At 43.0% G+C, this 26,312-nt stretch carries 24 protein-coding genes and 1 tRNA gene; 11 read left to right on the forward strand and 14 right to left on the reverse strand.

Annotation, left to right across the window (positions count from 1 at the left end; all coding sequences use genetic code 11):
- Positions 1 to 539 precede the first annotated feature (539 nt).
- The 4 genes from nfsA to queG form a co-directional block, all read right to left on the reverse strand.
- Positions 540 to 1,277 carry an oxygen-insensitive NADPH nitroreductase gene (gene nfsA / locus CYL18_RS15485; RefSeq protein WP_104850459.1) on the reverse strand — a complete coding sequence of 246 codons (738 nt, stop codon included), beginning with the start codon at positions 1,275 to 1,277 and terminating at the stop codon, positions 540 to 542.
- 219 nt (positions 1,278 to 1,496) lie between these two features.
- Positions 1,497 to 1,973: a tRNA (uridine(34)/cytosine(34)/5-carboxymethylaminomethyluridine(34)-2'-O)-methyltransferase TrmL gene (gene trmL / locus CYL18_RS15490; protein ID WP_104850435.1), complete on the reverse strand. Its 477-nt coding sequence runs from the start codon at positions 1,971 to 1,973 to the stop codon at positions 1,497 to 1,499.
- A 70-nt stretch (positions 1,974 to 2,043) separates the two neighbouring features.
- Positions 2,044 to 2,898 carry an amidase domain-containing protein gene (locus CYL18_RS15495; protein ID WP_104850436.1) on the reverse strand — a complete coding sequence of 285 codons (855 nt, stop codon included), beginning with the start codon at positions 2,896 to 2,898 and terminating at the stop codon, positions 2,044 to 2,046.
- 46 nt (positions 2,899 to 2,944) lie between these two features.
- Complete coding sequence (queG, locus tag CYL18_RS15500; RefSeq protein WP_104850437.1) at positions 2,945 to 4,087, reverse strand: tRNA epoxyqueuosine(34) reductase QueG; 1,143 nt, start codon at positions 4,085 to 4,087, stop codon at positions 2,945 to 2,947.
- A gap of 79 nt (positions 4,088 to 4,166) precedes the next feature.
- On the opposite strand from queG, the gene CYL18_RS15505 reads away from it, so the two are divergent.
- Complete coding sequence (locus CYL18_RS15505) at positions 4,167 to 4,859, forward strand: B3/B4 domain-containing protein (RefSeq protein ID WP_104850438.1); 693 nt, start codon at positions 4,167 to 4,169, stop codon at positions 4,857 to 4,859.
- 47 nt (positions 4,860 to 4,906) lie between these two features.
- On the opposite strand, the gene CYL18_RS15510 is transcribed toward CYL18_RS15505, so the two are convergent.
- The 3 genes from CYL18_RS15510 to CYL18_RS15520 form a co-directional block, all read right to left on the reverse strand.
- Positions 4,907 to 4,977, reverse strand: a tRNA-Gly gene (locus CYL18_RS15510).
- A gap of 535 nt (positions 4,978 to 5,512) precedes the next feature.
- On the reverse strand, positions 5,513 to 7,102 hold the full coding sequence (locus CYL18_RS15515) for a Na+/H+ antiporter NhaC family protein (RefSeq protein WP_104850439.1): 1,590 nt from the start codon (positions 7,100 to 7,102) through the stop codon (positions 5,513 to 5,515).
- A 126-nt stretch (positions 7,103 to 7,228) separates the two neighbouring features.
- Positions 7,229 to 7,975 carry a sulfite exporter TauE/SafE family protein gene (locus CYL18_RS15520; protein ID WP_104850440.1) on the reverse strand — a complete coding sequence of 249 codons (747 nt, stop codon included), beginning with the start codon at positions 7,973 to 7,975 and terminating at the stop codon, positions 7,229 to 7,231.
- Between the two features lie 254 nt (positions 7,976 to 8,229).
- On the opposite strand from CYL18_RS15520, the gene CYL18_RS15525 reads away from it, so the two are divergent.
- Positions 8,230 to 8,529 (forward strand): hypothetical protein, encoded by a 300-nt coding sequence (locus CYL18_RS15525; protein ID WP_104850441.1) that lies wholly within the window; start codon positions 8,230 to 8,232, stop codon positions 8,527 to 8,529.
- A gap of 146 nt (positions 8,530 to 8,675) precedes the next feature.
- Here CYL18_RS15525 and CYL18_RS15530 read toward each other — a convergent pair whose 3' ends face one another.
- The 5 genes from CYL18_RS15530 to CYL18_RS15550 all read right to left on the reverse strand — a co-directional run bounded on the left by CYL18_RS15530 (position 8,676) and on the right by CYL18_RS15550 (position 13,235).
- Positions 8,676 to 9,383, reverse strand: coding sequence for an ABC transporter ATP-binding protein (locus CYL18_RS15530; RefSeq protein WP_104850442.1), 708 nt, complete (start codon positions 9,381 to 9,383; stop codon positions 8,676 to 8,678).
- Positions 9,383 to 10,162: an ABC transporter ATP-binding protein gene (locus CYL18_RS15535; RefSeq protein WP_104850443.1), complete on the reverse strand. Its 780-nt coding sequence runs from the start codon at positions 10,160 to 10,162 to the stop codon at positions 9,383 to 9,385. The genes CYL18_RS15530 and CYL18_RS15535 overlap by 1 nt, the downstream gene beginning before the upstream one ends.
- Positions 10,137 to 11,105, reverse strand: a complete 969-nt coding sequence (locus tag CYL18_RS15540; protein ID WP_104850444.1) for a branched-chain amino acid ABC transporter permease — start codon at positions 11,103 to 11,105, stop codon at positions 10,137 to 10,139. The genes CYL18_RS15535 and CYL18_RS15540 overlap by 26 nt, the downstream gene beginning before the upstream one ends.
- A gap of 12 nt (positions 11,106 to 11,117) precedes the next feature.
- A complete protein-coding gene (locus CYL18_RS15545; protein WP_104850445.1) occupies positions 11,118 to 11,996 on the reverse strand; it encodes a branched-chain amino acid ABC transporter permease in 879 nt (292 codons plus the stop codon).
- A gap of 66 nt (positions 11,997 to 12,062) precedes the next feature.
- Positions 12,063 to 13,235: an ABC transporter substrate-binding protein gene (locus tag CYL18_RS15550; protein WP_104850446.1), complete on the reverse strand. Its 1,173-nt coding sequence runs from the start codon at positions 13,233 to 13,235 to the stop codon at positions 12,063 to 12,065.
- 402 nt (positions 13,236 to 13,637) lie between these two features.
- Between CYL18_RS15550 and CYL18_RS15555 the strand changes: the two genes are divergently transcribed.
- From CYL18_RS15555 to CYL18_RS15570, 4 genes are all read left to right on the forward strand, one after another.
- Complete coding sequence (locus tag CYL18_RS15555; protein WP_104850460.1) at positions 13,638 to 14,558, forward strand: ABC transporter ATP-binding protein; 921 nt, start codon at positions 13,638 to 13,640, stop codon at positions 14,556 to 14,558.
- Entirely contained in the window at positions 14,551 to 15,405 is an 855-nt protein-coding gene (locus CYL18_RS15560; protein WP_104850447.1) for an ABC transporter permease, read from the forward strand. The genes CYL18_RS15555 and CYL18_RS15560 overlap by 8 nt, the downstream gene beginning before the upstream one ends.
- Before the next feature lie 114 nt (positions 15,406 to 15,519).
- Positions 15,520 to 16,422 (forward strand): MerR family transcriptional regulator, encoded by a 903-nt coding sequence (locus CYL18_RS15565; protein WP_161497154.1) that lies wholly within the window; start codon positions 15,520 to 15,522, stop codon positions 16,420 to 16,422.
- Between the two features lie 288 nt (positions 16,423 to 16,710).
- Complete coding sequence (locus CYL18_RS15570; protein WP_236636498.1) at positions 16,711 to 19,350, forward strand: cation-translocating P-type ATPase; 2,640 nt, start codon at positions 16,711 to 16,713, stop codon at positions 19,348 to 19,350.
- Positions 19,351 to 19,863: 513 nt separating this feature from the next.
- Here the strand turns inward: CYL18_RS15570 and CYL18_RS15580 are convergent.
- Positions 19,864 to 20,418 (reverse strand): GNAT family N-acetyltransferase, encoded by a 555-nt coding sequence (locus tag CYL18_RS15580; RefSeq protein WP_104850450.1) that lies wholly within the window; start codon positions 20,416 to 20,418, stop codon positions 19,864 to 19,866.
- Positions 20,419 to 21,004: 586 nt separating this feature from the next.
- On the opposite strand from CYL18_RS15580, the gene CYL18_RS15590 reads away from it, so the two are divergent.
- Together CYL18_RS15590 and CYL18_RS15595 are read left to right on the forward strand one after the other, a co-directional pair.
- Positions 21,005 to 22,072 carry an ABC transporter permease gene (locus CYL18_RS15590; RefSeq protein WP_104850452.1) on the forward strand — a complete coding sequence of 356 codons (1,068 nt, stop codon included), beginning with the start codon at positions 21,005 to 21,007 and terminating at the stop codon, positions 22,070 to 22,072.
- Positions 22,073 to 22,077: 5 nt separating this feature from the next.
- Complete coding sequence (locus CYL18_RS15595) at positions 22,078 to 22,749, forward strand: ABC transporter ATP-binding protein (RefSeq protein ID WP_104850453.1); 672 nt, start codon at positions 22,078 to 22,080, stop codon at positions 22,747 to 22,749.
- 94 nt (positions 22,750 to 22,843) lie between these two features.
- Here the strand turns inward: CYL18_RS15595 and chrA are convergent, their stop codons facing one another.
- Complete coding sequence (gene chrA / locus CYL18_RS15600) at positions 22,844 to 24,040, reverse strand: chromate efflux transporter (RefSeq protein WP_104850454.1); 1,197 nt, start codon at positions 24,038 to 24,040, stop codon at positions 22,844 to 22,846.
- 287 nt (positions 24,041 to 24,327) lie between these two features.
- On the opposite strand from chrA, the gene CYL18_RS15605 reads away from it, so the two are divergent.
- The 3 genes from CYL18_RS15605 to CYL18_RS15615 all read left to right on the forward strand — a co-directional run bounded on the left by CYL18_RS15605 (position 24,328) and on the right by CYL18_RS15615 (position 26,190).
- Complete coding sequence (locus tag CYL18_RS15605) at positions 24,328 to 24,552, forward strand: PF20097 family protein (protein ID WP_104850455.1); 225 nt, start codon at positions 24,328 to 24,330, stop codon at positions 24,550 to 24,552.
- A 223-nt stretch (positions 24,553 to 24,775) separates the two neighbouring features.
- On the forward strand, positions 24,776 to 25,003 hold the full coding sequence (locus tag CYL18_RS15610) for a hypothetical protein (protein WP_104850456.1): 228 nt from the start codon (positions 24,776 to 24,778) through the stop codon (positions 25,001 to 25,003).
- A 173-nt stretch (positions 25,004 to 25,176) separates the two neighbouring features.
- A complete protein-coding gene (locus CYL18_RS15615) occupies positions 25,177 to 26,190 on the forward strand; it encodes a S66 family peptidase (RefSeq protein WP_104850457.1) in 1,014 nt (337 codons plus the stop codon).
- Positions 26,191 to 26,312 lie beyond the last annotated feature (122 nt).

Raw genomic sequence — 26,312 nt, forward strand, 5'->3', positions numbered from 1 at the left:
TACTAAATTCGACACTTAGTACACATTTCCCTTGCATAGTAACATAATCTTATACAGCAAGGAGGCGATCGAAGGTGAAAAAGAATAGTAGCAGGAGAACGATAATAATAGCTGCATTGATTGGCTCTTTAGTTGGAGTAATATTAGGAATAGTGGCATTCAATAATAACTGGTTGGGATGAAATTATACGGAAGATTGCAAAACAAAAAGAGCCCCGTAACAAGGGCTCATTCTCTATTTTTTCTTTTTGGTTCCAAAGAATCCCAATGCGACAGCCAAGGCGAGTCCTATTGCAATCCAAATACTTATGTCCATAGAAGACCTCCTTATAGAGTGTCGTATATAATGGTTTCGACACTTAGGAGAAAATACCTTTGATTAAAGCAAAAAAAGAAGAGGCCCTGTCATAGTGACGGAGCCTCAGCGCTTTATCCAAATAATTCTATTAGTTCCTTATCTACTTCAACGTCAATCACATACATCCGGAAAACGTTCTTCACATAAAGGAGTATGTATTTTTCGCGAATTACTTCTAAACTTATTTCTTCGCATACCCTTTAGCGTTTACAAAGTCCTTCATATGTTCACGCTGCTTGCCCGTCAGCATGGCCGTAATCTGCTCGCTCCAGCGATCCGTCCGCTTACCTTTGGTCCGCTCGTTATAATAAGCCGAAATCGTCTCATCGTACTCCTTCAATTGCTCTTCCTTATCCTCGTACTCATTTTCATGAAATACAGCTTCAAGCGGAAGACGAGGCTTTAATGCCGATTCATGGGCAGGATAGCCTACCGCCATCCCAAAGAGTGGAATCACTCTATCAGGAAGCTTCAATAAATCCGATACCTTCTCAATTTCATTTCGGATTCCTCCTATGTAACAAATGCCAAGCCCCATTGATTCTGCGGCAATTGCCGCATTTTGAGCTGCAAGTGCCGCATCAATGACCGCCACCATGAACTTTTCCATGAAATCGAGACTCTCTCCAAGGTCCTTGCCTGCCATATCAGCAGCAATACTATGTCTATTTAAATCTGTGCAAAAAACATAGAAATACCCATTATGTTCTACATAGGCTTGATTTCCCGCCAAAGCTGCCAGCTCTCGCTTTTTCTCGGGGTCAGATATGCCGATAATAGAGTATGCCTGTACGAAGCTTGATGTCGACGCCGCCTGTGCAGCCCGAACAATCTGCTCGATTTGCTCCTTCGATAGAGGCTTATCCTCAAATTTCCTAATCGAACGATGGTTTAACAATAATTCTATTATTTCATTCATTCTTTTCAGCTCCCCACCTGTAGTTACTTTAACTATATCAGATGAATGCAAGGAAAATACATTTTGGGGTATCATGTAACATATTATTCATAATGATAGATAAGGTTACTCCTTCTTCCTTTTATCTGTTTCTAAATCATCTTGGTTGATCGTCTATCCATTTAATTCAGGAACAAATAAACGGAGGAGCTATTCGCTCTCTCCGCCATTTTGCAGCCATTAACTTAAATGAATATAATTCTGTTGCCTAAGCGCTTCGTAAATCACAATTGCAGCTGTGTTCGATAAATTCAGGGAACGGACATGAGTGTCATTCATCGGCAAGCGAAGCCCCCGTTCTGGATGCTCCTCGAGCAGATGCTTTGGCAGACCTGTCGTCTCCCTGCCGAAAATAAAGAAATAATCCTTTGAAGCGTCTGCATAAGACACATCACTATGATAGTGATCGGCAAATTTTGTGATATAGAAGAATTCGCCTCCAGCATTTTTCTCGAAGAATTCCTCAATGGAGTCATAATAAATGATTGTAACATGCTCCCAATAATCAAGCCCGGCCCTTTTGAGCATCTTGTCATCTGTAGAGAAGCCAAGCGGTCGAATTAAATGCAGGGTTGTATCAGTAGCCGCGCATGTACGCGCGATATTTCCTGTGTTCGCTGGGATAAGCGGCTGATATAAAACAATATGTAAAGACACTTTATTCACCTCTTGTTAGAATAACAGCCTCTATTATATCACCTTTCTGCCATATCCCTAAATGGAATGTCTAACGGGCTTTGATGTGAAAGAATTTATACTGAATATTAGGCGTGTAAGCGGTCGAATCCTCATAATTCCAAAAACGCATTCGGCTGTTGGTCGTATGTGCATTCACAAGCGGATTGCCATATCCGTCCATGCCTGTCACGATTGTATTGTGATTAAAGCGCCCATCTCCTTCAAAGTCATAGCAAATGATATCACCCATCACGAGCTCGCTCGGACTCTCAACCTCGACTGTCCAGCCGGCTCCTTTAAGCATCAGCATAAAGGCGTGAGCGACCGTCCAGCTATAGCTCCAATTGCTCTTTCCATCTATCCACCAGCCCCTCGTCCGCTCTGGCTGTCCCCACATCGGGACTCCTCCGGCATGGAGGCACTGGGAGATGAAGTTTGTACAATCATCATTGAATTTCGGGTAGGATGGATTAAATTCATTCCACCACCGCTCTGCATATTGCACTGCCTTCAGCCGGTCATATCGAAAAGCCGGCCAGCTGCGCATGGTATCGCTAACCATCCAATTCCGGTCAAGCTCTCCATCGCTGGGCACAATCAGCTCTATATCTCCAATAAGTTCACCTGAGGAGAAGTCCGCCCTCCTCCGCTCCACTTCCTCTTCTATATAAAACTGATCCCCATGCTTGATAGCAAAAGACCAATGAATCGTATAGATGGCCTCCCGCTCCGTCATTTTCTCGATATTTCCTCTTCCCATCACCTTAACGAGATGGCCTCCCCGCTGCTTGAGGCTTTTTTTCTTTTTCATTAGGCGTTCATTTTGTGATGACCTGGATTGTTTTCTTTCCCCGGCAAGCAAGGCAATTCGCTCTTTAAGCAAGTTCTCAAGCTTCTCTTTCATTCATTCATCCTCCTCTCCCTTATAAAAATATGAAAAAAAGCTGGGGTCATTCCCCCAGCTTCTCAAGTTTAGCAATTGCCGATTCTATTTCCGTGCGGACAAGCTCCTCTTGCTCCATTGCCAAGCACTCTTTTAAAATGACCGCCGCCTCAATTCCCCCAATCTTGCCGAGCGCCCAGGCAGCCGTTCCCCTGATGACAGGACGAGCGTCTTTTTTGAGCAATTCAGCAAGCGGCCCGATATGCTCGGGGTCCTTGAAATGAGCCAGCGCGAGAATGGCGTTACGCTGGATTGGCATTTTCCCTCTCCAAGCTCCAGAGAGACTTCCATACTGCTCTTTAAACGCACGATTACTCAAGCTCAGAAGGGAAAGCAATTCCGGTTTTGCAATCTCCGGATCAGCCTCCAGCTCCTGATGAAGATGAAAGTCAACGCGCTTATTATATGGGCATGATGTCTGGCAGGAATCACAGCCATATAAACGGTTTCCGACTTTATCCCTGAACTCAGCCGGAATCAATTCCTTCGTCTGAGTCAGAAACGAGATGCAGCGCTTTGCATTGATTTGTCCCCCAGCCACTAGCGCCCCTGTCGGACAGGCATCCAGACATTTCGTACATGTGCCGCATAAATCCTCCATCGGTGCATCCGGAAGAAACGGAATATTTGTGATTATTTCCCCTAAGTACATATAAGAGCCATACTCCGGATCTAAGACCGAACAGTTTTTCCCGCTCCAGCCTATGCCTGCCCGTTCTGCAACGGCACGATCGGCCAATTCACCCGTATCAACCATTGATTTCAGCAGCGCATCCGGCACCCTTTCCTGTATGAAGGCTTCCACCTTCTTTAAGCGATCCTTCACAACATGATGGTAATCAAGCCCCCAAGAGGAACGGCTGAAGATGCCGCGCCTCTGTCCTTTCCTGCTTTTCGGTGCGTTATGGAGCCGAGAAGGATAAGCAACCGCGATGGCGATGATGGACCTTGCCTCAGGCATAAGTCGCTTCGGGTCCGTACGTTTATCTAAATTCGGTTCCTCAAAACCGGATGCATAATTTCTTTTTTGCTGTTCAATGAGCCGATTCTTTAACTCAAGAAAGGGGTCACTTGTAGTAAAGCCAATCTTATCAATCCCGATTGTCTTGCTGTATTCTATCAAATCTTGCTTTAGCTGCTGATGATTCATCCCTTATCCCCTCTCCTTTCTTCGAATCGATTCTTCTTATATGGTATACTATTTCCAGGACAAACAGGGAGGTATTTGTATGCTACACATAAAAGCAGACGAACAACTCTTCACACAAGCCGGCGATGTTAAGTTCGGCATTATTCATTATGAGGGTATGGAAGCAGGAAATATACCTTCAATGCTTGTCGGCCGCCTGCAGCTATACATAGAAAACCTGCACACAGAGCTTCAAACAAAGACTTGGGCCGAATATACAGGTATTGTTGCATGGCGAAAGATTTTCAAACAAACAGGGGCTGATCCGTCAAGATATCGTCCATCCGTCGAAGCATTATATAGAAGAATAAAAAAAGAGCCATCTGCTCCGACTGGAAACTCTGCGATTGCTCTGAATAATTTCTTCTCACTCCAATATGAAATCCCTCTCGGAATCTATGACGCCAAAACCATCAAGGGCGATGTGTTAATCAAAATTGGCCATGATGCTGACAGCTATGAGGGGCTAAACGGACGCAGGAATACATTGAATGGAATCATAGGGACATTTGATGAGGATGGCCCATTTGGCAGCCCTTTTGTGGACTCTGTCAGGACGAGCGTTCATGATGAAACAAAGGAAGCCATACAAGTGGTGTATTTCCATCATGACCACTCCATAGACCAAGCCCGCGGGATGCTTGAAGCTATCTCAAAAATGTTCCTCCAAGTACATGGAGGAGAATCATCCATCCATCTATTAAGCCGTGAAAATCCCAAAATAGACAAATAAAAAACGCAATGCTTCGTACTCTCCGTTACGAAACACTGCGTTGTTAAAGCGGGTGAAGGGAATCGAACCCTCATCATCAGCTTGGAAGGCTGAGGTTTTACCACTAAACTACACCCGCAAGCACGATAGATATTATATTAACAGACAGAAAACAGGTTGGCAACCCATATACATAAAGTCGAAATATGAAAAATAATCACTCGATTATAAAAGCGCCGTCATAGATTCCAGCTTTCACTGCCCGTTATCCAGCTTAGATTCCGATATTTCACTTCATTCATCAAATCATTTATTAAAGCATCAGACTGACTCAAAGTCATCAATTTCTGCCCATATCAGTAGAGTTATTCCTAAATCGTGACGCGCTTTCATCTTTCGACATATATTTGTAATAATGTGCTCCCTGTTTTCATATGTCTGCTTCCTTATAGATTCAATTGTTTTATTAAAATGATTTCATGCATGCTCATTTTACCATGATAATGGAAACTAAAAAATGAAACAGTATACTAATTCCTGACACTCTACACCGTACTTATTCAGATTGAACAAATACGACATTAATATCATTCCATATACCCTACCTTCTCTTGGATAAACCTACAAAAATAATTAAAGCGGAGGAAACCTTTTCGCTTCCTCCTTCACTACCATTATGAATCTATCAACCTGTTGTCAATCCTCTGTTCCATCCTAGCATCTGGCTTTATCACAATAGTAAGTGAACCAATTAATCCTAGTACAATCAACAACGAAATCCATATGCTCCCTGTAAATCCAAGAACCAGATAACCCGCGATGGAAGCACCCGCACATATAAGCGCATAAGGAAGCTGTGTCATCACGTGATCCATATGATTAGAACCAGCGCCTGTGGATGAAAGAATGGTTGTATCAGATATAGGTGAACAATGGTCTCCAAATACCGCCCCTGCAAGAACGGCTGCCATTGCAGGCAGCATCATGGCAGGATCTGCTGCCATTGCAATTTCCCCGGCAATAGGCAGGAGTATTCCAAACGATCCCCATGATGTCCCGGTAGCAAATGTCATCACTCCCGCCACAAGGAACAGCATTAACGGCAGAAAGGCGGTATTTAAATTGGACTGTTGAACAAGTCCTGCTAAATAATCACCCACTTCGAGCCGACTAATGAGATCAACAAGCATCCATGCTAGCAATAGGATATACACTGCTGGAAGCATGGTGACAATCCCCTGCAAAAAGCTTTTCCCAAATACTTTCCCCTTAATTGCTTTATGATAGAAAACTTGCTTAGCAAACATAGTCAGCGCTACTATTAATCCTACAAGCCCTCCAATGACAAGTGATTTTGTTACATCCGTATTTTCAAGGACACCCAATACAGTTACTTTGCCGGATATGGCAGTTAATCCTGTCCAAATCATGGCCGCAACCGTTCCAACAATCAATGTCAAGATAGGCAAAAGCAAATCATAGATGCTTCCTTTCCGGCTCGTTTCCAGCTTTTGTTTCAATTCACCTGGAATGGACTTTTCCGGATCATATACTTCTCCCTTTATAACTGCCCGCTCCTCGTGCGCCCTCATAGGGCCTATATTCCAATTACGGACAGCCACAAGAAAGACCATAGCAATAGCGGCAATCGCATAATAATTCATGGCAGACATTTGAAGGAAGGCCGTAAAGGCCCCGTACTCCGTATACTGATGCTGGGCAAATATAATGGCAAGCAAAGCAATAATATAAGCTCCCCAGCTGGATACCGGCGAAACTACACAAATTGGCGCTGATGATGAATCAATGATATAGGCAAGCTTAGCTCTTGAAACCTTTTGCCGGTCTGTAATAGGACGCGCAATTTGTCCGACAGCAAGCGCATTAAAGTAATCGTCAATAAAGATAAGGATACCAAGTATGGCTGCGACAAGCTGCGCTCCCGTTCTTGTCTTCACCCTCTTCATCGCCCATTCTCCAAAGGCTCGACTGCCGCCGCTGACTGAGATGAAGACCGTAATAAGTCCCAGGAGAAGGATAAAAGCAATAATATAAATATTGGACAGGTTCAATGCTCCATCTGATATGAAAATTCCTTTAGCTGCATCCCATGTAATAGCGGCTGTTTCCCCAAATTTAAAATCAGCTAGCATATATGCGGATACTATGATGCCAACACCAAGCGATAACAAAATCTTTCTTGTCAGCACTACCATAACAATTGCCACTAAGGGCGGAAGTAATGCATAAATCGAGTTTTCCATTGATAAACCTCCTCAAAATTGTGAAAACACATGCTGCATCATATATTTAATTAATGCCTGCCAGCCGGAGCAAGTATTAACTAAACATACAATTAAATCCACATGTTGTAGTTGCCCATAGCTGCTTTAAAAATTGTCAGCAAATTGATTGATCCATAGCTGAATAAGCAGCAGAAGCGTCATGAAGCGTAGAATCGGCTTAACATATTGAGGGTTTAATTTCTCGGCAATCCGAACACCAAGCTGAGCACCTGTTATGGAACCAAGCATCAGGGACAGCGTAACCGCCCAGATGATATTCCCGGAAACAATATAGGTCACAGCAGCTCCCATACAGCTAGAAACAGTAGCAAGACGAACGAGTGCGACTGCTTTGATATAAGAGAGATTAAAATAACCAAATAGGTTAAGCAGCAAGGTCCCCTGACCAGGTCCAAACATCCCGTCAAACATACCAATCCCAAAAAGACCGGAAAGACTGTATTTATTTATAGGAAGCTCTTTATCCTGGTTCTTGAAATTCCCTTTACCCAAAAATGAAATAATGTAACCAAACAATAAGAATATACTCGCCACTATGTTCAGCATAAAAGCAGACATGATTGTCGCAGTCATACCTCCGGCAATACCGCCAATTATGCTAACCGGCATAATCCAGAAGGACTCCTTCCAATTCACTTTTCCCTTTCTATATAAATGCCAAAAACTCGTAAATGAGCTCACTGTATTGGAAACTTTATTCGCTCCAATTGCTGAATGAACCGGCACGCCTAAAAGCAGCATGGAAGGAAAACTAATCAATCCTCCTCCACCTGCCAATGTGCCAACTGTCGTTGCTATAAAACCAATCAGATAAATAAGAATATATTCCATCCTCCATCACCTCCCCCTTAGCATATGCGTGCATCATCATAAAGAAAATGACTCATTTACAAAGTGCATCCATAAGAGAAACTTATAGAACATAGCTCGGGATAAATGAAAAAACCCCTCTCTTCCATATACAGCAGATTAGGAAAAGAAGGTATACACCTGTATTCATAGAATTTATAGAGATACGCGGATTGGAGGAAACAAAACTCTATTTCTGCGAGTAAACATGCAGGTATTTGGGAGGAATAATTTAAATGAATGCATTTCTTAAAAAAATTATGAACGTGTTCTTTGAGGACATAGAAAGAAGCATCACGCCTCTTATGTATGGACAAATGATAATGTTTGGGGGTGCTTTTTTGGCGTATTTTATAGCGGGGAATTCGAACGATTATGCCCTTATGCAGCTAATGCTAGGAACTGGCTTCCTTTTAACCTCCATTGAACAATTTATCATTAAAGAGAAAGGACATAAGGACTATATGGTTGGGCTTGTCATCGCCATTCTCTTCTATTTGGTCGCTGCGGATAGTTTTTTTCTTCAGCTAAGATGAATAAAAACCTAAAAAGCACATAATCAAAAAATTTCTGAGATCCTCCTAAGAAGTACAGAGATAGGACGATGAGCTGTATATAAAAAAGGCCTGCCCCCTGGCAGTCCTCTTCTTTCGTGACAGCTTGGGGCAAGCCTTCCTGCCGATTAATGGCCGCCTAAATAAGCCATCTTCACCTCTTCACTTTCAGTAAGCTCATTCGCTTTGCCTGAAAGGACAATTCTGCCCGTTTCCATCACATAGGCTCTGTCTGCGATTGATAAGGCTAAATGGGCATTTTGCTCAACAAGTAAAATCGTCGTTCCTGTCGCCTTAATTTCTTCAATGATGCGAAAGATGGTCTTCACAAGCAGCGGGGCAAGGCCCATAGAAGGCTCATCAAGCAGCAAAAGCTTTGGCTTGGCCATCAGGGCCCTTCCCATTGCGAGCATTTGCTGCTCACCGCCAGACAATGTACCTGCCTGCTGCTTCACCCGCTCCAAAAGACGAGGGAATAATTCATATACTTGCTCCATGTCCTTTTTAATACCAGCGCGATCGCGGCGAAGATAGGCCCCGAGCTGCAAATTTTCTTCCACGGTCATATTGGCGAAGATTCTCCTTCCTTCAGGCACATGGGATATTCCTTGCTTCACGATTGCTTGGGCAGCTTTGCCCCCAATCGGCTTTCCTTCATAAATAATTTGGCCATCCTTTGGCTTCAAAAGACCGGAGATTGTCTTCAGCAATGTGCTTTTTCCTGCGCCGTTCGCCCCGATTAAGGTAACGATTTCGCCTTCCTGAATATCGAGTGTAACTCCTTTAATTGCCTGGATGTTTCCATAATAGACAGTGATATTCTCAATTTGCAGCATCAGCTTACCTCCTCTCCCAGATAAGCCTCTATAACGAGAGGATTATTGCGTATCTCTTCAGGTGTGCCATGTGCAATCAGCTGACCATGGTCCAGCACATAGATACGTTCACACACGCCCATTACAAGCTGCATGTCATGCTCAATCAAAAGGATCGTCAGGCTGAAACGCTCCTTAATTTGACCAATCAGCCCCATTAACTCCTCTGTTTCCTTCGGATTCATGCCTGCTGCCGGTTCATCAAGCAATAAGAGGCTGGGATTTCCGGCGAGCGCTCGCGCAATTTCTAGTCTTCGCTGCATGCCATAAGGGAGATTTTTTGCCTTCTCATCCTTATACAGCTCCAGCTGAAAAATCTCCAACAGCTCAAACGCCTTCTCTTCGATCACTTTCTCCCCCTTAAAATGGCCCGGCAGCCGCAGAATAGAACTCAGCATGGAGTGCGAGGCTTGAGAATGATAGGCAACCTTGACATTATCGATAACCGAAAGCTCACCAAAGAGGCGTATGTTCTGGAAGGTTCGGCAAAGCCCTTTGCGAGTAATTTTGTATGGAGCAAGCTTATTCAGCCTGTGACCATTGAATGTGACCGTCCCCTCTGTTGGTACATAAACGCCTGTCAGCAAATTAAAGAGCGTTGTTTTTCCTGCCCCATTCGGTCCAATTAATCCGCAAAGTTCGCCAGATGCAAGCTCCATATAGACATCACTCACAGCCTTCAGACCGCCGAACTGTATGGATAATTGCTCTACGCTAAGCAATGGTTTGCTGGTTTCCATCCTTCGGGCCCCCTTTTGTTTTTCTCGAAAATAAGCTGGAGATTTCTCTTGTACCCAGTAACCCCTGCGGACGATAGATCATCATCACAATTAACACCAAGCTATAGAGGAGCATTCTTGTCTCTGGGTAATCAGACAAGAAGGTTGTCACAAACGTCAGCAGCACAGCAGCAATAACCGTACCAGAAAGGCTTCCGAGCCCTCCCAGCACAACAAGAATCAAAATATCAAAGGATTTGAGGAAATTGAAATTGGCCGGTTGGATGAAATAAAAATTATGGGCATACAAAGCACCTGCAATCCCGGTGAAGAAGGCGCCAATGACAAAGGCAGCCACCTTATAATAGGTTGTGTTGATACCCATGGCATCAGAGGCCGTTTCGTCCTCCCGAATTGATATGCAGGCCCTGCCATGAGTTGAATTTGTGAAATTCCTTACGACAAGAATCGTAACCATCATCCAAAAGAACAGCCATCCCCATGTCGTTTTATGTGTGACCATCATCCCTGATGCTCCCCCTACATAATCCATGTTCAAAAAAATAATGCGCACGATTTCCCCAAAACCGAGGGTGGCGATGGCTAAATAATCCCCCTTCAAGCGCAGACTAGGAATCCCGATAAGCATTCCGACTGCTGCTGCAATGATTCCGCCGATGAGAATCGACAAAAGAAAAGGAATATCCAATTTCATTGTCATGATTGCTGATACAAATGCCCCTACAGCCAAAAAGCCGGCTTGTCCAATCGAGAATTGCCCGGTTATGCCCAAAATCAAATGAAGGCTGACAGCCATAATGATATTGATGCCCATCGTGATAATCATATTTGTATAGAAGCTTCCTAGTATCCCAGCAGAAATGATGTATTGCATAATAAAGAAAAATAGAAGCGCAAAAATCATTATTCCAAAAAAACCATTCATTCTTCTGAAAATCGCCATTGCCCCCATCCCCTATACTTTTTCTTTCTTATTTTTTCCGAATAAGCCTTGAGGCATGAAAAGGAGAATAAGGATGAGTACGATAAAAGCAGCCGCATCCCTCCATAATGAGAAGCCCGCGGCACTGACCAGCGCCTCAATCATGCCAAGCAAAAGGCCTCCGACCATCGCTCCCGGAATAATCCCAATACCCCCAAGAACAGCCGCAACGAATGCCTTCAGGCCTGGAAGAATACCCATTAACGGTTCAATTCGTGTATAATACACCCCGAAAATGACGCCTGCTGCCCCGGCAAGTGCTGAACCTATCGCAAAGGTCGCCGAAATTGTATTATTGACGCTGATTCCCATCAATTTAGCTGCATCCGCATCAAAGGAAACCGCCCTCATTGCCTTCCCAATCTTCGTGCGATGAACGATGATTTGCAGCAATATCATGAGCAAAATCGCCACACCGAGGATTAAAATTGACTGGCTTTTGACTGTCACACCAAGGATATCAATGTTCGCAGACGGCACCACATTATTAGGATAAGCCTCAATCTGTGCGCCCCTAATGTAAATCATTCCATATTCTATGAAAAGCGAGACACCTATTGCCGTGATAAGAGCCGCAATACGGGTCGCATTCCGAAGCGGCTTATAGGCAATGCGTTCAATCAGCACCCCTAAGGTTGCACAAGCGGCCATCGCTAGAAGCAATGCCGGCAAAAAGGATAATTCAAGGAAGGTAATCGCATAAAACCCGACAAAAGATCCGACCATAAAGACATCGCCATGGGCGAAATTAATCAATTTGACAATCCCATAAACCATCGTATAGCCGAGCGCAATGAGCGCATAAATGCTCCCGAGCGATATACCGTTCACGAGCTGCTGGATAAATTCCATATTTGACCCCCTGGTTACTAGAATAGTAGAAAAATAGGGGACTCTATCTGCCCCCTATTGGTCTAATTATGGTTTTATATTCGTCTCAAAGATTTGTTTGCCATTTTCATATTTTAAGATGGCAGCTGCTTTGATTGGATTATGGTTCTCATCAATAGTCAGCTTGCCTGATACAAGATCTAGTCCATCAGTGTCAGCGAGGGCTTCTTTAATCTTCTCTGGGGTAGGATTATCTCCTGCTCTTTTGACGGCATCTGCAATGAAATAGGCAGTATCATAGCCAAGTGCGGCAAAAGCATCCGGAGACTTATCTTTGTATTTCTCTTTAAAAGCACTAACGAATTTCTGAATGTTCTCCGCCGGATCTCCTGACGAATAATGGTTCGTGATAAAAGTATTCTCCAGTGACTCTGCTCCCGCTATCTCGAGCAGTTTCGGAGAATCCCAGCCATCTCCGCCCATAAATGGCACATCAAGACCGATTTCACGACCTTGCTTTAACACCAGACCTACCTCTTCATAGAAAGCAGGAACAAACACAAAATCAGGATTTGCCTTCTTGATTCGTGTTAAGGTAGATTGGAAATCCGTATCCTTTTGAACAAAGGCTTCCTCTGCGACAATCTTCCCTCCTCCATCTGTGAAGGCCTTCTTGAATGCTGCAGCCAGTCCCTTCGAGTAATCACTGGAGCTATCAATATAAACGGCCGCCGTCTTTGCCTTAAATTGTTCTTTCGCAAAGTTGGCGGCAACAGTTCCCTGGAACGGATCGATAAAGCATGTACGGAAGACATAATCATTTACCTTGCCATCCTTTACGGTGATTGTTTCATTTGTCCCAGTCGGCGTGATTAGCGGCACCTTATTTTCATTGGCAATATCAACCTGTGCGAGTGTATTCGTGCTCGTTGCCGCTCCAACGATGACATCCACTTTTTCCTGGGTAATGAGCTTCAAAGCACCTGTTGTAGCCTCAGCGGCATCTGATTTATTATCATACTTCTCAATCTCTAGCTTCTTGCCGTTAATACCATCCTTATTGATTTCCTCAATCGCCAGCTCCATCCCTTCCATGATGGATTGTCCGTAAGAGGCCGCACCTCCGGATAATTCGAGATTTGCCCCAATCTTAATTGCTTCGTCACCGGTCCCCCCTGCGTCCTCTCCGCCGCACCCGGCCAATACTCCCATTGCCAATGATAAAGATAGAATAATGCCAGACACCTTTGTTCTTTTCATCCTTTTTCCTCCCCCTATTGGAAAATAAAAAGGGACCCTGTTATATCATTATTGATATCAAGAGAATTCAACCTCTACAAAACTGATCGAGCAAGAAAGCTTAAGCTATCTTGTACAAAAATACAGCCGATATCAACAACATAATATAACAGAGACCCAAGGAAAATCCGGTGCGCTCTTTATTTGTTTATCTATTCTGAATTCAGTTTACCTTAATTTGTAAATAACGTCCATATATGTTTTGGACTCACAGAAATTTAATTTTTTGGTGCGGCTGCCAATATAATTTGGTTATTTTCCCATATACCGCAAGCCATAAGTGACTTACGGTGTATATAATTATCTGTATATACGGAAAATTCACGCTAACTAATTTCGTAAAGGAAGTGAGGTGTCTTCATGATGAATAAGATTATTGAGGTTCATGGTCTTTCAAAGACATTCGGAAACCTGCAAGCGGTAAAGGGCATTGATTTCTATGTGGAAAGCGGAAAGCTGTTCGCGTTTCTCGGTCCAAATGGCGCAGGCAAAAGCACGACCATCGATATGATTTGTACATTGTTGAAACCAGACTCAGGCGAGGCATTTATTAATGGCTGCAGATTAGGTATAGAAGACCAGGATATCCGGGAGTCTATCGGAGTTGTATTCCAAGAGAGTCTGCTCGACCCCCTTCTAACCGTACGCGAAAATTTGCTCACTCGCGCCAGATTCTATAAGGTTCCGAAGCTTGCGATAAAAGAACGTGTAGAGAAGGCAGCCATTTCAGCCGATGTCATGGAATTTATCGACCGTCCATATGGCAAATTATCCGGCGGGCAGAGACGGCGGGCAGATATCGCGCGGGCTCTAGTAAATACACCAAAGATTCTTTTTCTTGATGAACCAACAACAGGACTTGACCCTCAGACAAGGCGCAGCGTCTGGGAAACAATCGCCCGCTTGCAAAAGGAAAGTGGCCTGACTGTCTTTTTGACAACACATTATATGGAAGAAGCGGCCTCAGCAGATTATATCGTCATTATTGATGATGGCCGTATTGTCGCAAAGGGCACCCCATTTTCCCTGCGCAACACATACAGCTCAGATACTCTCAAAATTGAACCAACGGACCATCAGGCATTAGCCAGGCTGCTAGAGGAACATGATATTCCTTATATGGAGAAAAATGAGCTTATAATCATTAAACTCTCATCAACCGCAGAGGCCTTATCCATGCTTAAGCTCACAGAGCCATTAATCAATCGCTTTGAAGTGCAGCACGGGACGATGGATGATGTGTTCATTAACATCACAGGAAAGGAGATACGAGCCAATGTTTAATCTAGCCGAGCGTAATTTGCGGTTGTTTTTCCGGGATAAAAGCACGGTCTTTTTCTCCCTCTTGGCCGTCATCATCATTATCGGCCTGTATGTCCTCTTCCTTGGCGATACAATCGCGCAGGATATGACAGAAATCAATGATGCCAGATTCCTGATGGATAGCTGGATCATGGGAGGGCTACTCGCTGTCACTTCCGTCACTACGACACTCGGGGCCTTTGGCACGATGGTTGAAGACCGTGCCAAAGGAAACGCAAAGGATTTCTACGCTTCCCCCTTAAAGAGGTACCAAATCGCAGGCGGATATGTCATAAGCTCCTTCATGGTCGGCATCATCATGTGCGTAATTACGTTTGTTCTTGCTGAAATTTACATAGTCGCTAATGGCGGAGAATTGCTCCCTTTGCTTGGCATCTTGAAAGTATTTGGACTCATTCTGCTATCTGTTCTTTCATCTAGTGCCATGGTGTTCTTTCTAGTCAGCTTCTTTTCAAGCACCAATGCCTTTGCAACGGCCAGTACAGTCATCGGTACCTTAATCGGCTTTTTGACCGGCATTTATATCCCGATAGGCAATCTTCCTGATGCCGTTCAGCTTGTCGTGAAGATCTTCCCTGTCACTCATTCCGGGGTCCTATTCCGGCAAGTATTTATGAGTGAGCCGCTGGAGACAGCCTTTGGCGATTTACCTGCAAATATCGGGTCATCTTTCAGGGAAGAGCTGGGCATCATCCTGAAATTCGGTGACCAGACATTTCAAGCAGGCGGACATATCCTTGTCTTAGTCGGAGTTACGGTTATTTTCTTTGGGCTTGCCGTATGGAATATTTCCCGGAAGAAGTCATAAGCAGAAACCAAACTTTTTTGATATTTTCAAGCTTTATATATTTGTTTTTTTATTCAAATGGGTATATGGTAAATGTATAACTATTTTATAACTTTTATAAAAGAGGGTTCGACGATGTACAATATTAAAGCTGTTTCCAAACTATTAGATATGCCAACCGTGACGATTCGCTCCTGGGAAACGCGTTATCAAGCCATTACCCCAGAGCGGACAGAGTCGGGGCACAGGGTGTACACTGAAGAGAACTTGAATGATTTGAAGTGGCTTAAGAAGCAAATTCACGAGAATGGCTTGAACATCAGTCAGGCAGTGCACCTGCTTAAGGCGAAGAAGGCTGAGGAGACGACGCTGGAACTTCTGCCGGACACAGGCGATAATGATCCTGAAGAGCGATTCAAGAAACAAATCGATGAATTATACGCAGCTGTGCTTGAACTCGAAGCCGATAAATGCAACCGTCTGCTTGATTTGTATTTCTCCCAATTCAATTATCATACCGTCTTCTACTCGATTGTTGTGCCTCTCATGTACAAGGTCGGAGAGGAATGGGAGAAAGGCAATCTACATGTCGTGAAGGAGCATATGATCAGTAATATCATCCTGCACCGCTCCATTAGATTCTTCAGCGTGTTTGAGACCTCTCCTAATTTGCCGAGAATTATGGCCATTTGTCCAAAGGGAGAGCATCATCAGCTTGGCTTGATTCTCTTCACCCTGTTTCTGCGTGAAAAGCATTATCCAGTCTATTATATCGGAGCTGACACTCCGCTAGAGGGTATTGCTGATTTAATAAAGGAGAAGGATATCAACATTCTCGCCATCTCCACCTCACGCCAAACAGACCAAAGCCTTGTCGAAAGCTATATAGACTCTATCAGCAAGATTAACCCATCATTGAAATACCTTGTCGGCGGTCTCGGTATCAAAGAAACACAACTGACCAACAACCGATTGAATATTTCCCCAGATGACCGAAACTGGGAGCAAATCATGGACCTAATCACCTATTCTTCATAAGCTTCTCCCTGGCAAATGCCAGGCTTTTTTTTTGCTCTTTTTTATATCTAAACCTCAATGTTATCTTTGCAGATAATAGGTTCATTTCTCTTAAGTAGTTATTTTTAGAAATCCCCATATCAAAACTACTTTTTTGCTAGAATATATGTATAAGTATTTTATATAGCAATAATGACAAGAAGAACAACCGACAAGCAAAAGTTCTCTTTTTGCATATTTGGACCTTAATCATACGTGAAAAAGAATAATTGCTATCAAATGTTTTTGTTTATGAAAGGAGATGTTTTTTTGGAATTTCACAGTAGTAGCATAGAGGATGTATTGCAGGCGACAGATAGCACCGAGAAGGGATTATCCTCAGCCGAGGCAAAAAAACGGTTGGAACGCGATGGTTTCAATGAGCTTGCTGCGAAAGAAAAGGATCCTATTTGGAAGTTATTTCTAGAAAACTTCAAAGACCCAATGGTTATTGTTTTGCTAATTGCAGCAATCGTTCAGATCATCTTAGGCGAAATAATAGAGTCAATCATTATTTTTGCCGTATTGATGATCAATGCGGTTATCAGTGTGATCCAAACGAGAAAAGCTGAAAGCTCGCTTGATGCATTAAGGCAATTGTCAGCACCAGAAGCAAAGGTTTTACGTGATGGTGTGAGGCAGACACTTCCAGCTCGCGAGCTGGTTAGGGGCGATATTGTTTTATTGGAGGCTGGTGATTATGTGCCAGCAGATGGACGGGTAGTAGAATCAGGCAGCTTAAAGCTTGAAGAAGGTATGCTGACAGGAGAATCAGAGGCTGTTGAGAAATATTCGGATATTATAGAAGGCAATGTACCGCTTGGCGATCGCTTTAACATGGTCTATAGCGGGGCCATGGTTGTATATGGACGCGGAACAGTTGTCATAACTGGAACCGGCAGTGAAACGGAAATTGGCAAGATTGCAGGCTTGATAGAGAGTGCTGAGGAGAAGGCAACGCCATTGCAGCGCAAGCTCGAGGTATTCAGCAAAAAGCTTGGCATAGCCATATTATTGCTATGTATTGTCATATTTGGCGTTGAAACAGGTCGACTATGGCTTTCAGATACAACAGCAGATATGACTGTTGGTATTTTGAATGCGTTAATGTTTGCTGTTGCAGTCGCAGTTGCGGCTATACCTGAAGCATTATCCTCCATTGTTACGATTGTGCTGTCTGTTGGTACGAGTAAAATGGCCAAGCAGCATGCGATTATAAGAAAACTTCCTGCCGTTGAAACGCTAGGCTCAACTAGCGTGATTTGCACAGACAAGACGGGTACCTTAACACAAAATAAAATGACCGTGGTAGATTATTATTTGCCGACGGGGAAAAAAGAGTCATTTCCGAGCGACCCAAATACATGGTCAGATAGCGAAAAAGCCTTAATACATATAGCGGCCTTATGTAATGACGCGCATATAAATGAAGAAGGCAAAGAGCTAGGCGATCCGACAGAAGTGGCCTTAATTGCATTCAGCAATAAAGTCAATAAACCTTATCAGGATATTCGCGAACGTTTCCCTCGGGAAGCGGAAATTCCATTTGACTCTGACCGCAAGCTGATGACAACCATCCATACATTCAATCATCAGAAGGCAATGCTTGTTAAAGGCGGACCTGATGTCATGTTTGAACGGTGCAGCTTCGTTTTAATCGATGGAAAGAAACAGCCGCTGACAGATGAACTTCTTGGACGCTTTCAGAATGCGAACGAAGAGTTCTCCAAAAACGCTTTGCGGGTCTTGGCTTATGGATATAAAGAAATTGCGGCAGATAAGACAGAGGCTGGCATTCAGGATGAGCATGATTTAGTATTAGTCGGGTTAACCGCCATGATTGATCCTCCACGCGAAGAGGTTTATGACTCGATTGAGGAGGCGAAGAAAGCCGGTATTCGCACAGTCATGATAACGGGGGACCATAAAACAACAGCACAAGCGATTGGACGGGAAATCGGCTTAATGGATGAAGACGATATTGCTGTTACGGGTCAGGAGCTTGATGCAATGTCCGATGAGGAACTTGATCGCAAACTTGAGCAGATTTCTGTCTATGCACGTGTTTCCCCTGAAAACAAAATCCGGATTGTTCGTGCATGGCAAAGAAAAGGCCAGATTACGAGCATGACAGGAGATGGCGTGAATGATGCCCCTGCTTTGAAGCAGGCAGATATCGGCGTGGCGATGGGAAGCGGCACCGATGTTGCCAAGGATGCAGCTGCCATGATTCTCACAGACGATAACTTTGTTTCGATTGTAAAAGCGGTAGCTGTCGGTAGAACCGTATTTGATAATATCAAAAAGGCGATTGCTTATTTGTTTGCAGGAAATGTTGGATCAATCATCGCCATTTTATTTGCCTTGATCATCGGCTGGGTCAATCCGTTTACAGCGTTGCAGCTGCTCTTCATTAACTTGGTCAACGATTCCCTGCCAGCAATAGCGCTTGGGATGGAGAAATCTGAACCTGACGTCATGAAGCGCAAGCCGCGAAATATCCAAGAAGGAATCTTTGCTGGAGGAACGATGCAGGATGTAATAGTACGTGGTACTTTAATCGGAATTGCGGTTATTATTTCACAATATATCGGTCTGCAGCAATCCGAGGAAATCAGTGTGGCTATGGCCTTCACAACATTGATTCTGGCACGAACATTACAGACGTTTGCAGCGCGCTCCAATAAGCAAACTATTTTTGAAGTTGGTTTATTCAGCAATAAATACGTGCTCGGAGCAGTCGCGTTTTGCTTAGTGTTATATACGATTACCATTTTGCCGGGCGCGCGGGAGGTTTTCTCCATCCCAGCTGCATTCGGTTGGCATGAGTGGGCGATCGCAACTGGCTTAGCGCTTGCCGCCGTCATTCTTATGGAACTGAAAAAAGTCGTAGCACGCATAGCTAAATAAGAATAGGTACTTTTAATGGGAGTCTGTTCAACAGACAAGGGGTGACACATTTTGTGTCACCCCTTTCTACGTTTACGAAAGAATTCTAGCAATAAAAAGGTATATGATGAAAATGGAAATATAAAGTGTGTCCAGACCCGCCAAGTATAACCCCATTTTTGATTTTTTCAGCTTTTCCAGACGAGAATGATAGATGGTATCATATAAACCAATGACAAATAAAATGAATGAAACCATACTCACAAGGATATTGCCCGTGATCACTATTGCAAGGATATATATCAGCCATCTGCGAAAGAAATTAAACATTAACCCAAATAATATCAAGGATAGTGAATTCGGATTTATAACCAACTCATCCTCGGAGGATATTTCACTTAATCCTCTTTGAATATCTTTGTAATCCTTTAAGTAGCTCACGTTAACCTCTAAAATAATACAACAATATAGGATGATTACAATCTCCTCATTATTTCTTACGAGCTCCATCAAATTGGACAACTCCCATTACCATCACTTTTTCATCACTTTTTCGAACCTAAAAAATTCATATTCCTCTAAAGAACTAATGTTATCCTGATGCTTATTTTCACTGGATTGATGCGGATCCGGGTTAAACTGATTATAGAACTCAACAATGTGGAATCCGCATTTATTTACGTAAAAATGAATGTTCCGTTTTTCAAAATACGGTGTCACGAGCTCCCATACTTCAGTATCCGGATAGTATTCTTCAATGGCTTTCCATGCAAGAGTACCAACACCACGGCTATGGGATTTAGATGAAATGAAGAGTAAATCGACCGAATTTCGGTGAGTTTCGGTGTCAATTCTTAAGACCACACCCCCAACCTTTTCACCGTTCAGTGAAATATGATAAATGACCGCTCCAGGAGCGTTAAAGGACTGCTCGATATCCTCATCTGATGGGATAGGACCCTCCTCTGCATCTCCCAAATTCTCAATTAGCCCCTTCGTGAAAGATTCCTGCAATTCCTTTTTGAATAGCGGCAAATCCTTTTCATCTGCAGGCATAAGCTGCACTTTATTCTCTAGGTGTTTATTCATCTCTTCTGTCCTTTCTAGCATTACAAGTATGTACATTTATGTAAGTTCATTAAGACTTATTCAAAATTCTTTCACCAAACATGATTCCCCCATTAAAATTCTGTTTTAATGTCTTATAACTTGCAACAAAACAAGACTTGAATACAATACATCTTAATTCTCCTGCTTAACCTATATTACCTCTTTATAGCTCGCCTTATATCAAAGATTCCTAGAGACCCGCAAATCAATACCCCTAGACCCAGTATAGATGTAAGAACCCAATTATTTCCCCAACTAATAATGACCGTGCACAAGCAGCTGAAGGAAATCAATAATGCTCCATATTTCGCTTGCCTTTCTTTCCATTTGGATAAAAGATTGTTCTTTTTCAATTTACCCCACCCCCATTTCAGTCAGTTTCATGCAGATGAACATCCTCTAACCTGCCATCTCCTCATTTCCCCTACCATAAGCTATTCATGACCGTTAATCTAGGCAAAAAATCTTTTTTTAAAAAATAGGTTGAATTATTTGCTAAACGGGAAGATTAGTTATACATTATCTATATAATAATTATATAAAACCATTAAAAGGATGTGGACATATGTTTCTGGCTTGGAATGAAATGAAGAACAACAAGCTCAGATTTGCTCTAATTATCGGTGTACTTACACTCGTTTCTTATTTGGTCTTCTTCTTATCAGGTCTTGCGAACGGACTAGAGAACCTCAATAAGGAGGCCGTCGATAAATGGGAGGCAGAAGGGGTCATTCTGACGGACGAATCAGATATTAATCTCCCTCAATCGAGCTTTGAAAAAGATGAATATGATGGAAACGGTGCCTCTGAAACAGCCGCGTTAGGACAATTCAATTCCATCGCCACATCAGGTGACAATAAAGCAAATGTAGCGATTTTCGGTATCATGGAAGATGAATTCATCATGCCAGATGTGACAGAAGGCGAAAGCTTTAATGAAACTGGAGAAGTCATCGCAGATGATTCACTGAAGGATGAAGGGTTTAAGGTGGGCGACGAGCTTGAGCTCTCTTCGACCGAAGAAACATTGACAATCGTCGGTTTCACCGAGGATGCCAAATTTAATGCAGCACCAGTCCTCTATGGAACCATGGAGACCTACCAGAAGGTCCGTTACGGGGAAGCAGCTGAAGCCAATGAGGATTTCATCAATGCCTACATTGTGCGTGCAGACAATCTTGATGACGTTTCTGTAGATGATTCCTTGCAACTCGTCTCTACTCAAACATTTATTGAAAACATGCCGGGATATACGGAGCAAAATTTAACGCTGACTTTAATGATCTACTTCTTATTTATTGTTTCAGCCGTCATTCTTGCTATCTTCCTTTACGTGCTGACGATTCAGAAGATTAGTATTTTTGGAGTTATGAAGGCGCAAGGAATATCCAATCGCTATTTATCCAACTCCGTCATTGCGCAAACCTTCCTGCTCGCACTATTCGGGGTCATAGTAGGGTTTGGTCTAACGCTTCTTACCGGCTTCTTCCTGCCAGCCGCCGTTCCTGTTGCCTTTAACTATGCGGACATGGCTCTTTATGCAGCCATCCTAGTTGTCGTATCAGTGCTCGGAGCCCTATTCTCCGTGCAAACCATCGTGAAAATCGATCCATTAAGAGCGATAGGAGGATAATGAATATGGCATTATTAGAACTTAAAGAGGTTAATAAAGTCTTCAAATCAGGCAAGACAGAAATCGAGGCATTGAAGCCAACCAATTTCATAGCAGAGGCTGGAGAGCTCATCGCCGTCATCGGCCCTTCCGGTTCAGGCAAAAGTACCTTCTTGACGATTGCCGGTGGACTTCAAACCCCGAGCAATGGGGATGTGCTCATTAACGGAAACAATCTGATCGATCTAAAAGAGAAGAAACGAGCATCACTCAGACTAAAAGAGATTGGTTTTGTCCTGCAATCGTCTAATCTTGTTCCATTCCTGACCGTCCAGCAGCAAATGAAGCTGCTCGATAAGGTCAAAAAGGATAATCTAAGAGAAGATCAGCTAGAGCAAATGTATGACTCGCTTGGCATTGGTGAGCTGCTGAACAGCTTTCCCTCTGATTTATCCGGCGGGCAGCGTCAGCGTGTGGCGATTGCCAAGGCTCTTTATACAGACCCAAGCATCATTCTCGCAGATGAACCGACTGCATCCTTGGACTCAGACCGGGCATTTGAGGTCATGGATATGCTGAAGGCTGCGACTAAGCAGAACAAAAAGACGACCATCGTCGTCACACATGACACAAGACTGATTGATTATTGCGACAAGGTCTATAAGATTACCGACGGGCTGCTTAAGCTTGAAGCATAAGCTTTCATATATCAAGGGCACTCCAATAGGTGGTGCCCTTTGCGCATGAAAAGGCCCAGTTCATTTCTGTACTGGGCACTTCCCTAAATAGCTCCTATTTAGTTAGAACATCTAACCCGATACCAAACAAGGCACCTGCCACTACAACGCTCCAAGGCGGAAGCTTCCAATATGCTAGCATACTGAAGAGAACTGCTGCAGCGGCAAAATCTGTCGCACCCTTAATCGTACTTGTCCAAATCGGCTGATAAAAGGCGGCAATCAGGATGCCGACCACAGCGGCATTCACGCCCATAAACGCCCCCTTCATCGCTGGGTTTTGGCGAAGATTCGCCCAAAATGGCAGGGTCCCGACAATGAGCAGGAAAGCAGGCAAGAAAATCGCTGCGGTGGCCAATAAGCCTCCTGCCCAGCCATTCATCACGGCGCCCAAATATGCAGCAAAGGTGAACAATGGTCCCGGCACAGCCTGAGCCGCTCCGTATCCAGCCAGGAAAGCCTCCTCACTCACCCAGACGGTCGGCACCACTTCTTGCTCGAGCAAAGGCAATACAACATGCCCTCCTCCGAATACAAGTGCTCCTGAACGGTAAAAGCTATCAAATACGGCAATCCATTCAATGGATGTTATCTCTCTTAAAATAGGCAGTAATAGAAGTAGGCCAAAGAACGCTGCCAGGCACGCAGCGGCAAGATTCTTCGACAAAGGAATCTCAAACGGAGCGTCATCATCTTCCCCATCCTGCTTAAATAGGAGATACCCAGCCAATGCCCCTAGCCCAATGACGATTACTTGAGCAAATGTCATTTCCCAAACGAGCGTAATGATCAGAGCTATAAGCGCGATTGCTTTTCTTTTCAAATCCGGCGTTAATTTCTCGGCCATCCCAACAATCGCATGGGCGACGACCGCTACCGCTACTAGCTTTAATCCATGGATCCAGCCCGCTGAACCCACTTCCATCCCATCCAGCAAAAGCGCAAACAAAATCAGCGCAATAACGGAAGGAAGCGTGAATCCGATAAATGAGGTGATTCCCCCTAACAATCCGCCGCGGACAATCCCTATTCCGATACCAACCTGACTGCTCGCAGGCCCCGGCAGGAATTGACATAATGCCACGAGCTCTGCATACCCCTTCTCATCAAGCCACTTGCGCCTTTTCACATACTCCTCATGAAAATAGCCAAGATGGGCGATTGGTCCTCCAAAGGAAGTAAAGCCAAGTCTCGTTGATACCATGAGTATCTCAGCTAATGCTTTTCCGGAAATCCGTTTCCGTTCTCTCATGCATCCCTTCCTCCCTAATTCTAGTGATTTTTATGTAGAGTATGAAGTGTGTGTTCTTTAGAGGTTATCTATCCATCTACGAAGTTATCATACCATTATTACCCGACCGCAAAACAAATATTTCACACTGTATGGGTACTCATGTTACTTTTTCAAAAGACTGTTTTCGGATGGATTGTTGCTTTTGAATAAACGGCAGGTTAGCGGAAGAAGGATTTTTGGAATGGTCGAGAGAATATATAAAAATGGCATTTCTATTAAGCAGTCTACATTAAGGAGTGATCATTTTGAATGAGTGTCCTAATTGCGGCAGTGAAATGAAAAAGGGTTATATACAAAGTGGTACTAGACTTGCTTGGGTACCAAAAGTATCTAAGTTGAGTATTGAACCCAGTTTAAATAAAGAATCCGTTTTATTATCGAATCAAAGTCGTTTTTCAATTAATTATGTAGATGCTTATTTATGTGAGGATTGTAAAAAAGTCCTTATTGATTATTCTAATGAAAAATAGAGTTTATGTACAAGACTGCTTCAAGAGTGGTCTTTTTCTCTGTGCTGCTAAAAGGGCAGCATTCCTGTAATAAATGAAAGATGGAAATCAAGTTTGTGAACAAACGCACTAAAACTAACAGGGAGCGTTGATACAGGAAGGATTAATGCTTCTTTCTGTTGAACTCCTTATTGAAGTAAAGTAGTTGTATAAAGAGAATTGAAAGGAAAGGGAGCTATAAAAGGTGGACTTATTATTCTGGATAACTATTGGTTTCATAATAACGGGATTTGTTATTCTCGCTTCTATGAAAAAAGGTATGGAAAGTAAGGTAGCTTTTATAAAAGCCAATATAGAAGACGAGGGAAATTCATCAAAAGCTAAATCCGTAATTTTTTGGATTTTAAGTACCGTTGCTTGGGGCATAGTGAGTATGTCTCTTGTGGTTTGGTGTTTTAAGAATTACTTTTGATAACTATTAGTTTCGAATGTATTTAAACTAACGGAGCTGTTGTTTCGGGAATGATTAACGATCTTTTATGTTGAACTTCTTATGGAGGAAAAGGGGCAGTTTAGTGGAAGAAATAGATGTATATCTATCTAAATATTAATGTTAAAATTATACAAAATTAGGAGGTGATAAACATGATAAAGTATCCATTCTTAGAAAAAGACACAACGATAGGGGTAACTGCACCATCATCTGGAGTACCAAGTGAATTACATGGATTGTTAAACTCTGCATTTAAAAGTATGGAAAAGAAAGGTTTTAAGATAATTAGCCGTGAAACTGCTTGGACTCAGGATAAGGCAAAGTCTGCGCCTGCTAAAAAGCGTGCGGAAGAGTTTAATAAAATGATGCTTAATGGAGAAATACAACTAATTATTCCTCCTTGGGGTGGAGAACTACTTATTGAGACGCTTGAGTATATTGACTTTGAAAATATACAGAATAAATGGGTATTAGGCTATTCTGATATTAGTGTGCTTCTGTTAGCAATCACATTGAAAACTGGTGTTGCTACTGCCCACGGAACAAATCTAGTGGATTTAAGAGGAGAGTATTCTGATGATACGACAGCAATGTGGCAATCTGTTTTATCCACCAAAAAGGGCGAATCGATTCTCCAATATTCATCAAAAAAATATCAGAAAGAATGGCAAAATGATAACCCTACTCCTTATATTTTCAATCTAACAGAACAAACTTACTGGAAATCTACAGAAAACGAAAAAGTTAAGGTGCAGGGGCGATTACTTGGTGGATGTATTGACACAATTAGGCACTTAGTTGGTACACCATATGGCGATGTACAGAATTTTAAAAAGAATTATATAGAAGGAGATTCTATCATATGGTATCTCGAAAATTGCGAGTTAACAACCACTGACTTACGTAGAACTCTCGTTCAAATGAAATTAGCTGGTTGGTTTGAGAATTGTACTGGTATTATGTTTGGTAGAAGCCCAGCTAATACACCTGTTGAAAATTATACAGTTGAAGATGTCTATAAAGAATTTTCAAAAGAGCTTCAAATTCCTATTTTATACGATATTGATTGCGGTCATGTTCCACCACAAATCACCTTCATAAATGGAGCATATGCTGAAGTTGAATCAAATAATGGTCAAGGTACTGTATTACAAACTTTTAAATAAAATTGTGCGAGGTATTAGATAACCATTGTTAAACAAACGGGGGCTTTCGTATTATAGAGTTCAGCCAGATCTTTCTGGTTGAACTTTTTTCATATGGATTTATTCTATCAGTAGCCAGGGTA

Origin of the sequence: Pradoshia eiseniae, assembly GCF_002946355.1 — a bacterium.
GTDB classification, from domain to species: Bacteria; Bacillota; Bacilli; order Bacillales; family Pradoshiaceae; genus Pradoshia; species Pradoshia eiseniae.

Excerpts from the sequence above, each read along its gene's own strand:
- CYL18_RS15550 (WP_104850446.1), bottom strand. The coding sequence starts at position 13,235 with ATGAAAAGAACAAAGGTGTCTGGCATTATTCTATCTTTATCATTGGCA.
- CYL18_RS15515 (WP_104850439.1), bottom strand. The coding sequence starts at position 7,102 with ATGGAAAACTCGATTTATGCATTACTTCCGCCCTTAGTGGCAATTGTT.
- CYL18_RS15540 (WP_104850444.1), bottom strand. The coding sequence starts at position 11,105 with ATGGCGATTTTCAGAAGAATGAATGGTTTTTTTGGAATAATGATTTTT.
- chrA (WP_104850454.1), bottom strand. The coding sequence starts at position 24,040 with ATGAGAGAACGGAAACGGATTTCCGGAAAAGCATTAGCTGAGATACTC.
- CYL18_RS15530 (WP_104850442.1), bottom strand. The coding sequence starts at position 9,383 with ATGCTGCAAATTGAGAATATCACTGTCTATTATGGAAACATCCAGGCA.
- CYL18_RS15590 (WP_104850452.1), top strand. The coding sequence starts at position 21,005 with ATGTTTCTGGCTTGGAATGAAATGAAGAACAACAAGCTCAGATTTGCT.
- CYL18_RS15525 (WP_104850441.1), top strand. The coding sequence starts at position 8,230 with ATGAATGCATTTCTTAAAAAAATTATGAACGTGTTCTTTGAGGACATA.
- CYL18_RS15615 (WP_104850457.1), top strand. The coding sequence starts at position 25,177 with ATGATAAAGTATCCATTCTTAGAAAAAGACACAACGATAGGGGTAACT.
- CYL18_RS15520 (WP_104850440.1), bottom strand. The coding sequence starts at position 7,975 with ATGGAATATATTCTTATTTATCTGATTGGTTTTATAGCAACGACAGTT.
- queG (WP_104850437.1), bottom strand. The coding sequence starts at position 4,087 with ATGAATCATCAGCAGCTAAAGCAAGATTTGATAGAATACAGCAAGACA.
- CYL18_RS15555 (WP_104850460.1), top strand. The coding sequence starts at position 13,638 with ATGAATAAGATTATTGAGGTTCATGGTCTTTCAAAGACATTCGGAAAC.
- CYL18_RS15560 (WP_104850447.1), top strand. The coding sequence starts at position 14,551 with ATGTTTAATCTAGCCGAGCGTAATTTGCGGTTGTTTTTCCGGGATAAA.
- CYL18_RS15495 (WP_104850436.1), bottom strand. The coding sequence starts at position 2,898 with ATGAAAGAGAAGCTTGAGAACTTGCTTAAAGAGCGAATTGCCTTGCTT.
- CYL18_RS15535 (WP_104850443.1), bottom strand. The coding sequence starts at position 10,162 with ATGGAAACCAGCAAACCATTGCTTAGCGTAGAGCAATTATCCATACAG.
- CYL18_RS15505 (WP_104850438.1), top strand. The coding sequence starts at position 4,167 with ATGCTACACATAAAAGCAGACGAACAACTCTTCACACAAGCCGGCGAT.
- nfsA (WP_104850459.1), bottom strand. The coding sequence starts at position 1,277 with ATGAATGAAATAATAGAATTATTGTTAAACCATCGTTCGATTAGGAAA.
- CYL18_RS15545 (WP_104850445.1), bottom strand. The coding sequence starts at position 11,996 with ATGGAATTTATCCAGCAGCTCGTGAACGGTATATCGCTCGGGAGCATT.
- CYL18_RS15580 (WP_104850450.1), bottom strand. The coding sequence starts at position 20,418 with ATGAATAAACACCTAGAGAATAAAGTGCAGCTTATGCCTGCAGATGAA.
- CYL18_RS15595 (WP_104850453.1), top strand. The coding sequence starts at position 22,078 with ATGGCATTATTAGAACTTAAAGAGGTTAATAAAGTCTTCAAATCAGGC.
- CYL18_RS15565 (WP_161497154.1), top strand. The coding sequence starts at position 15,520 with ATGTACAATATTAAAGCTGTTTCCAAACTATTAGATATGCCAACCGTG.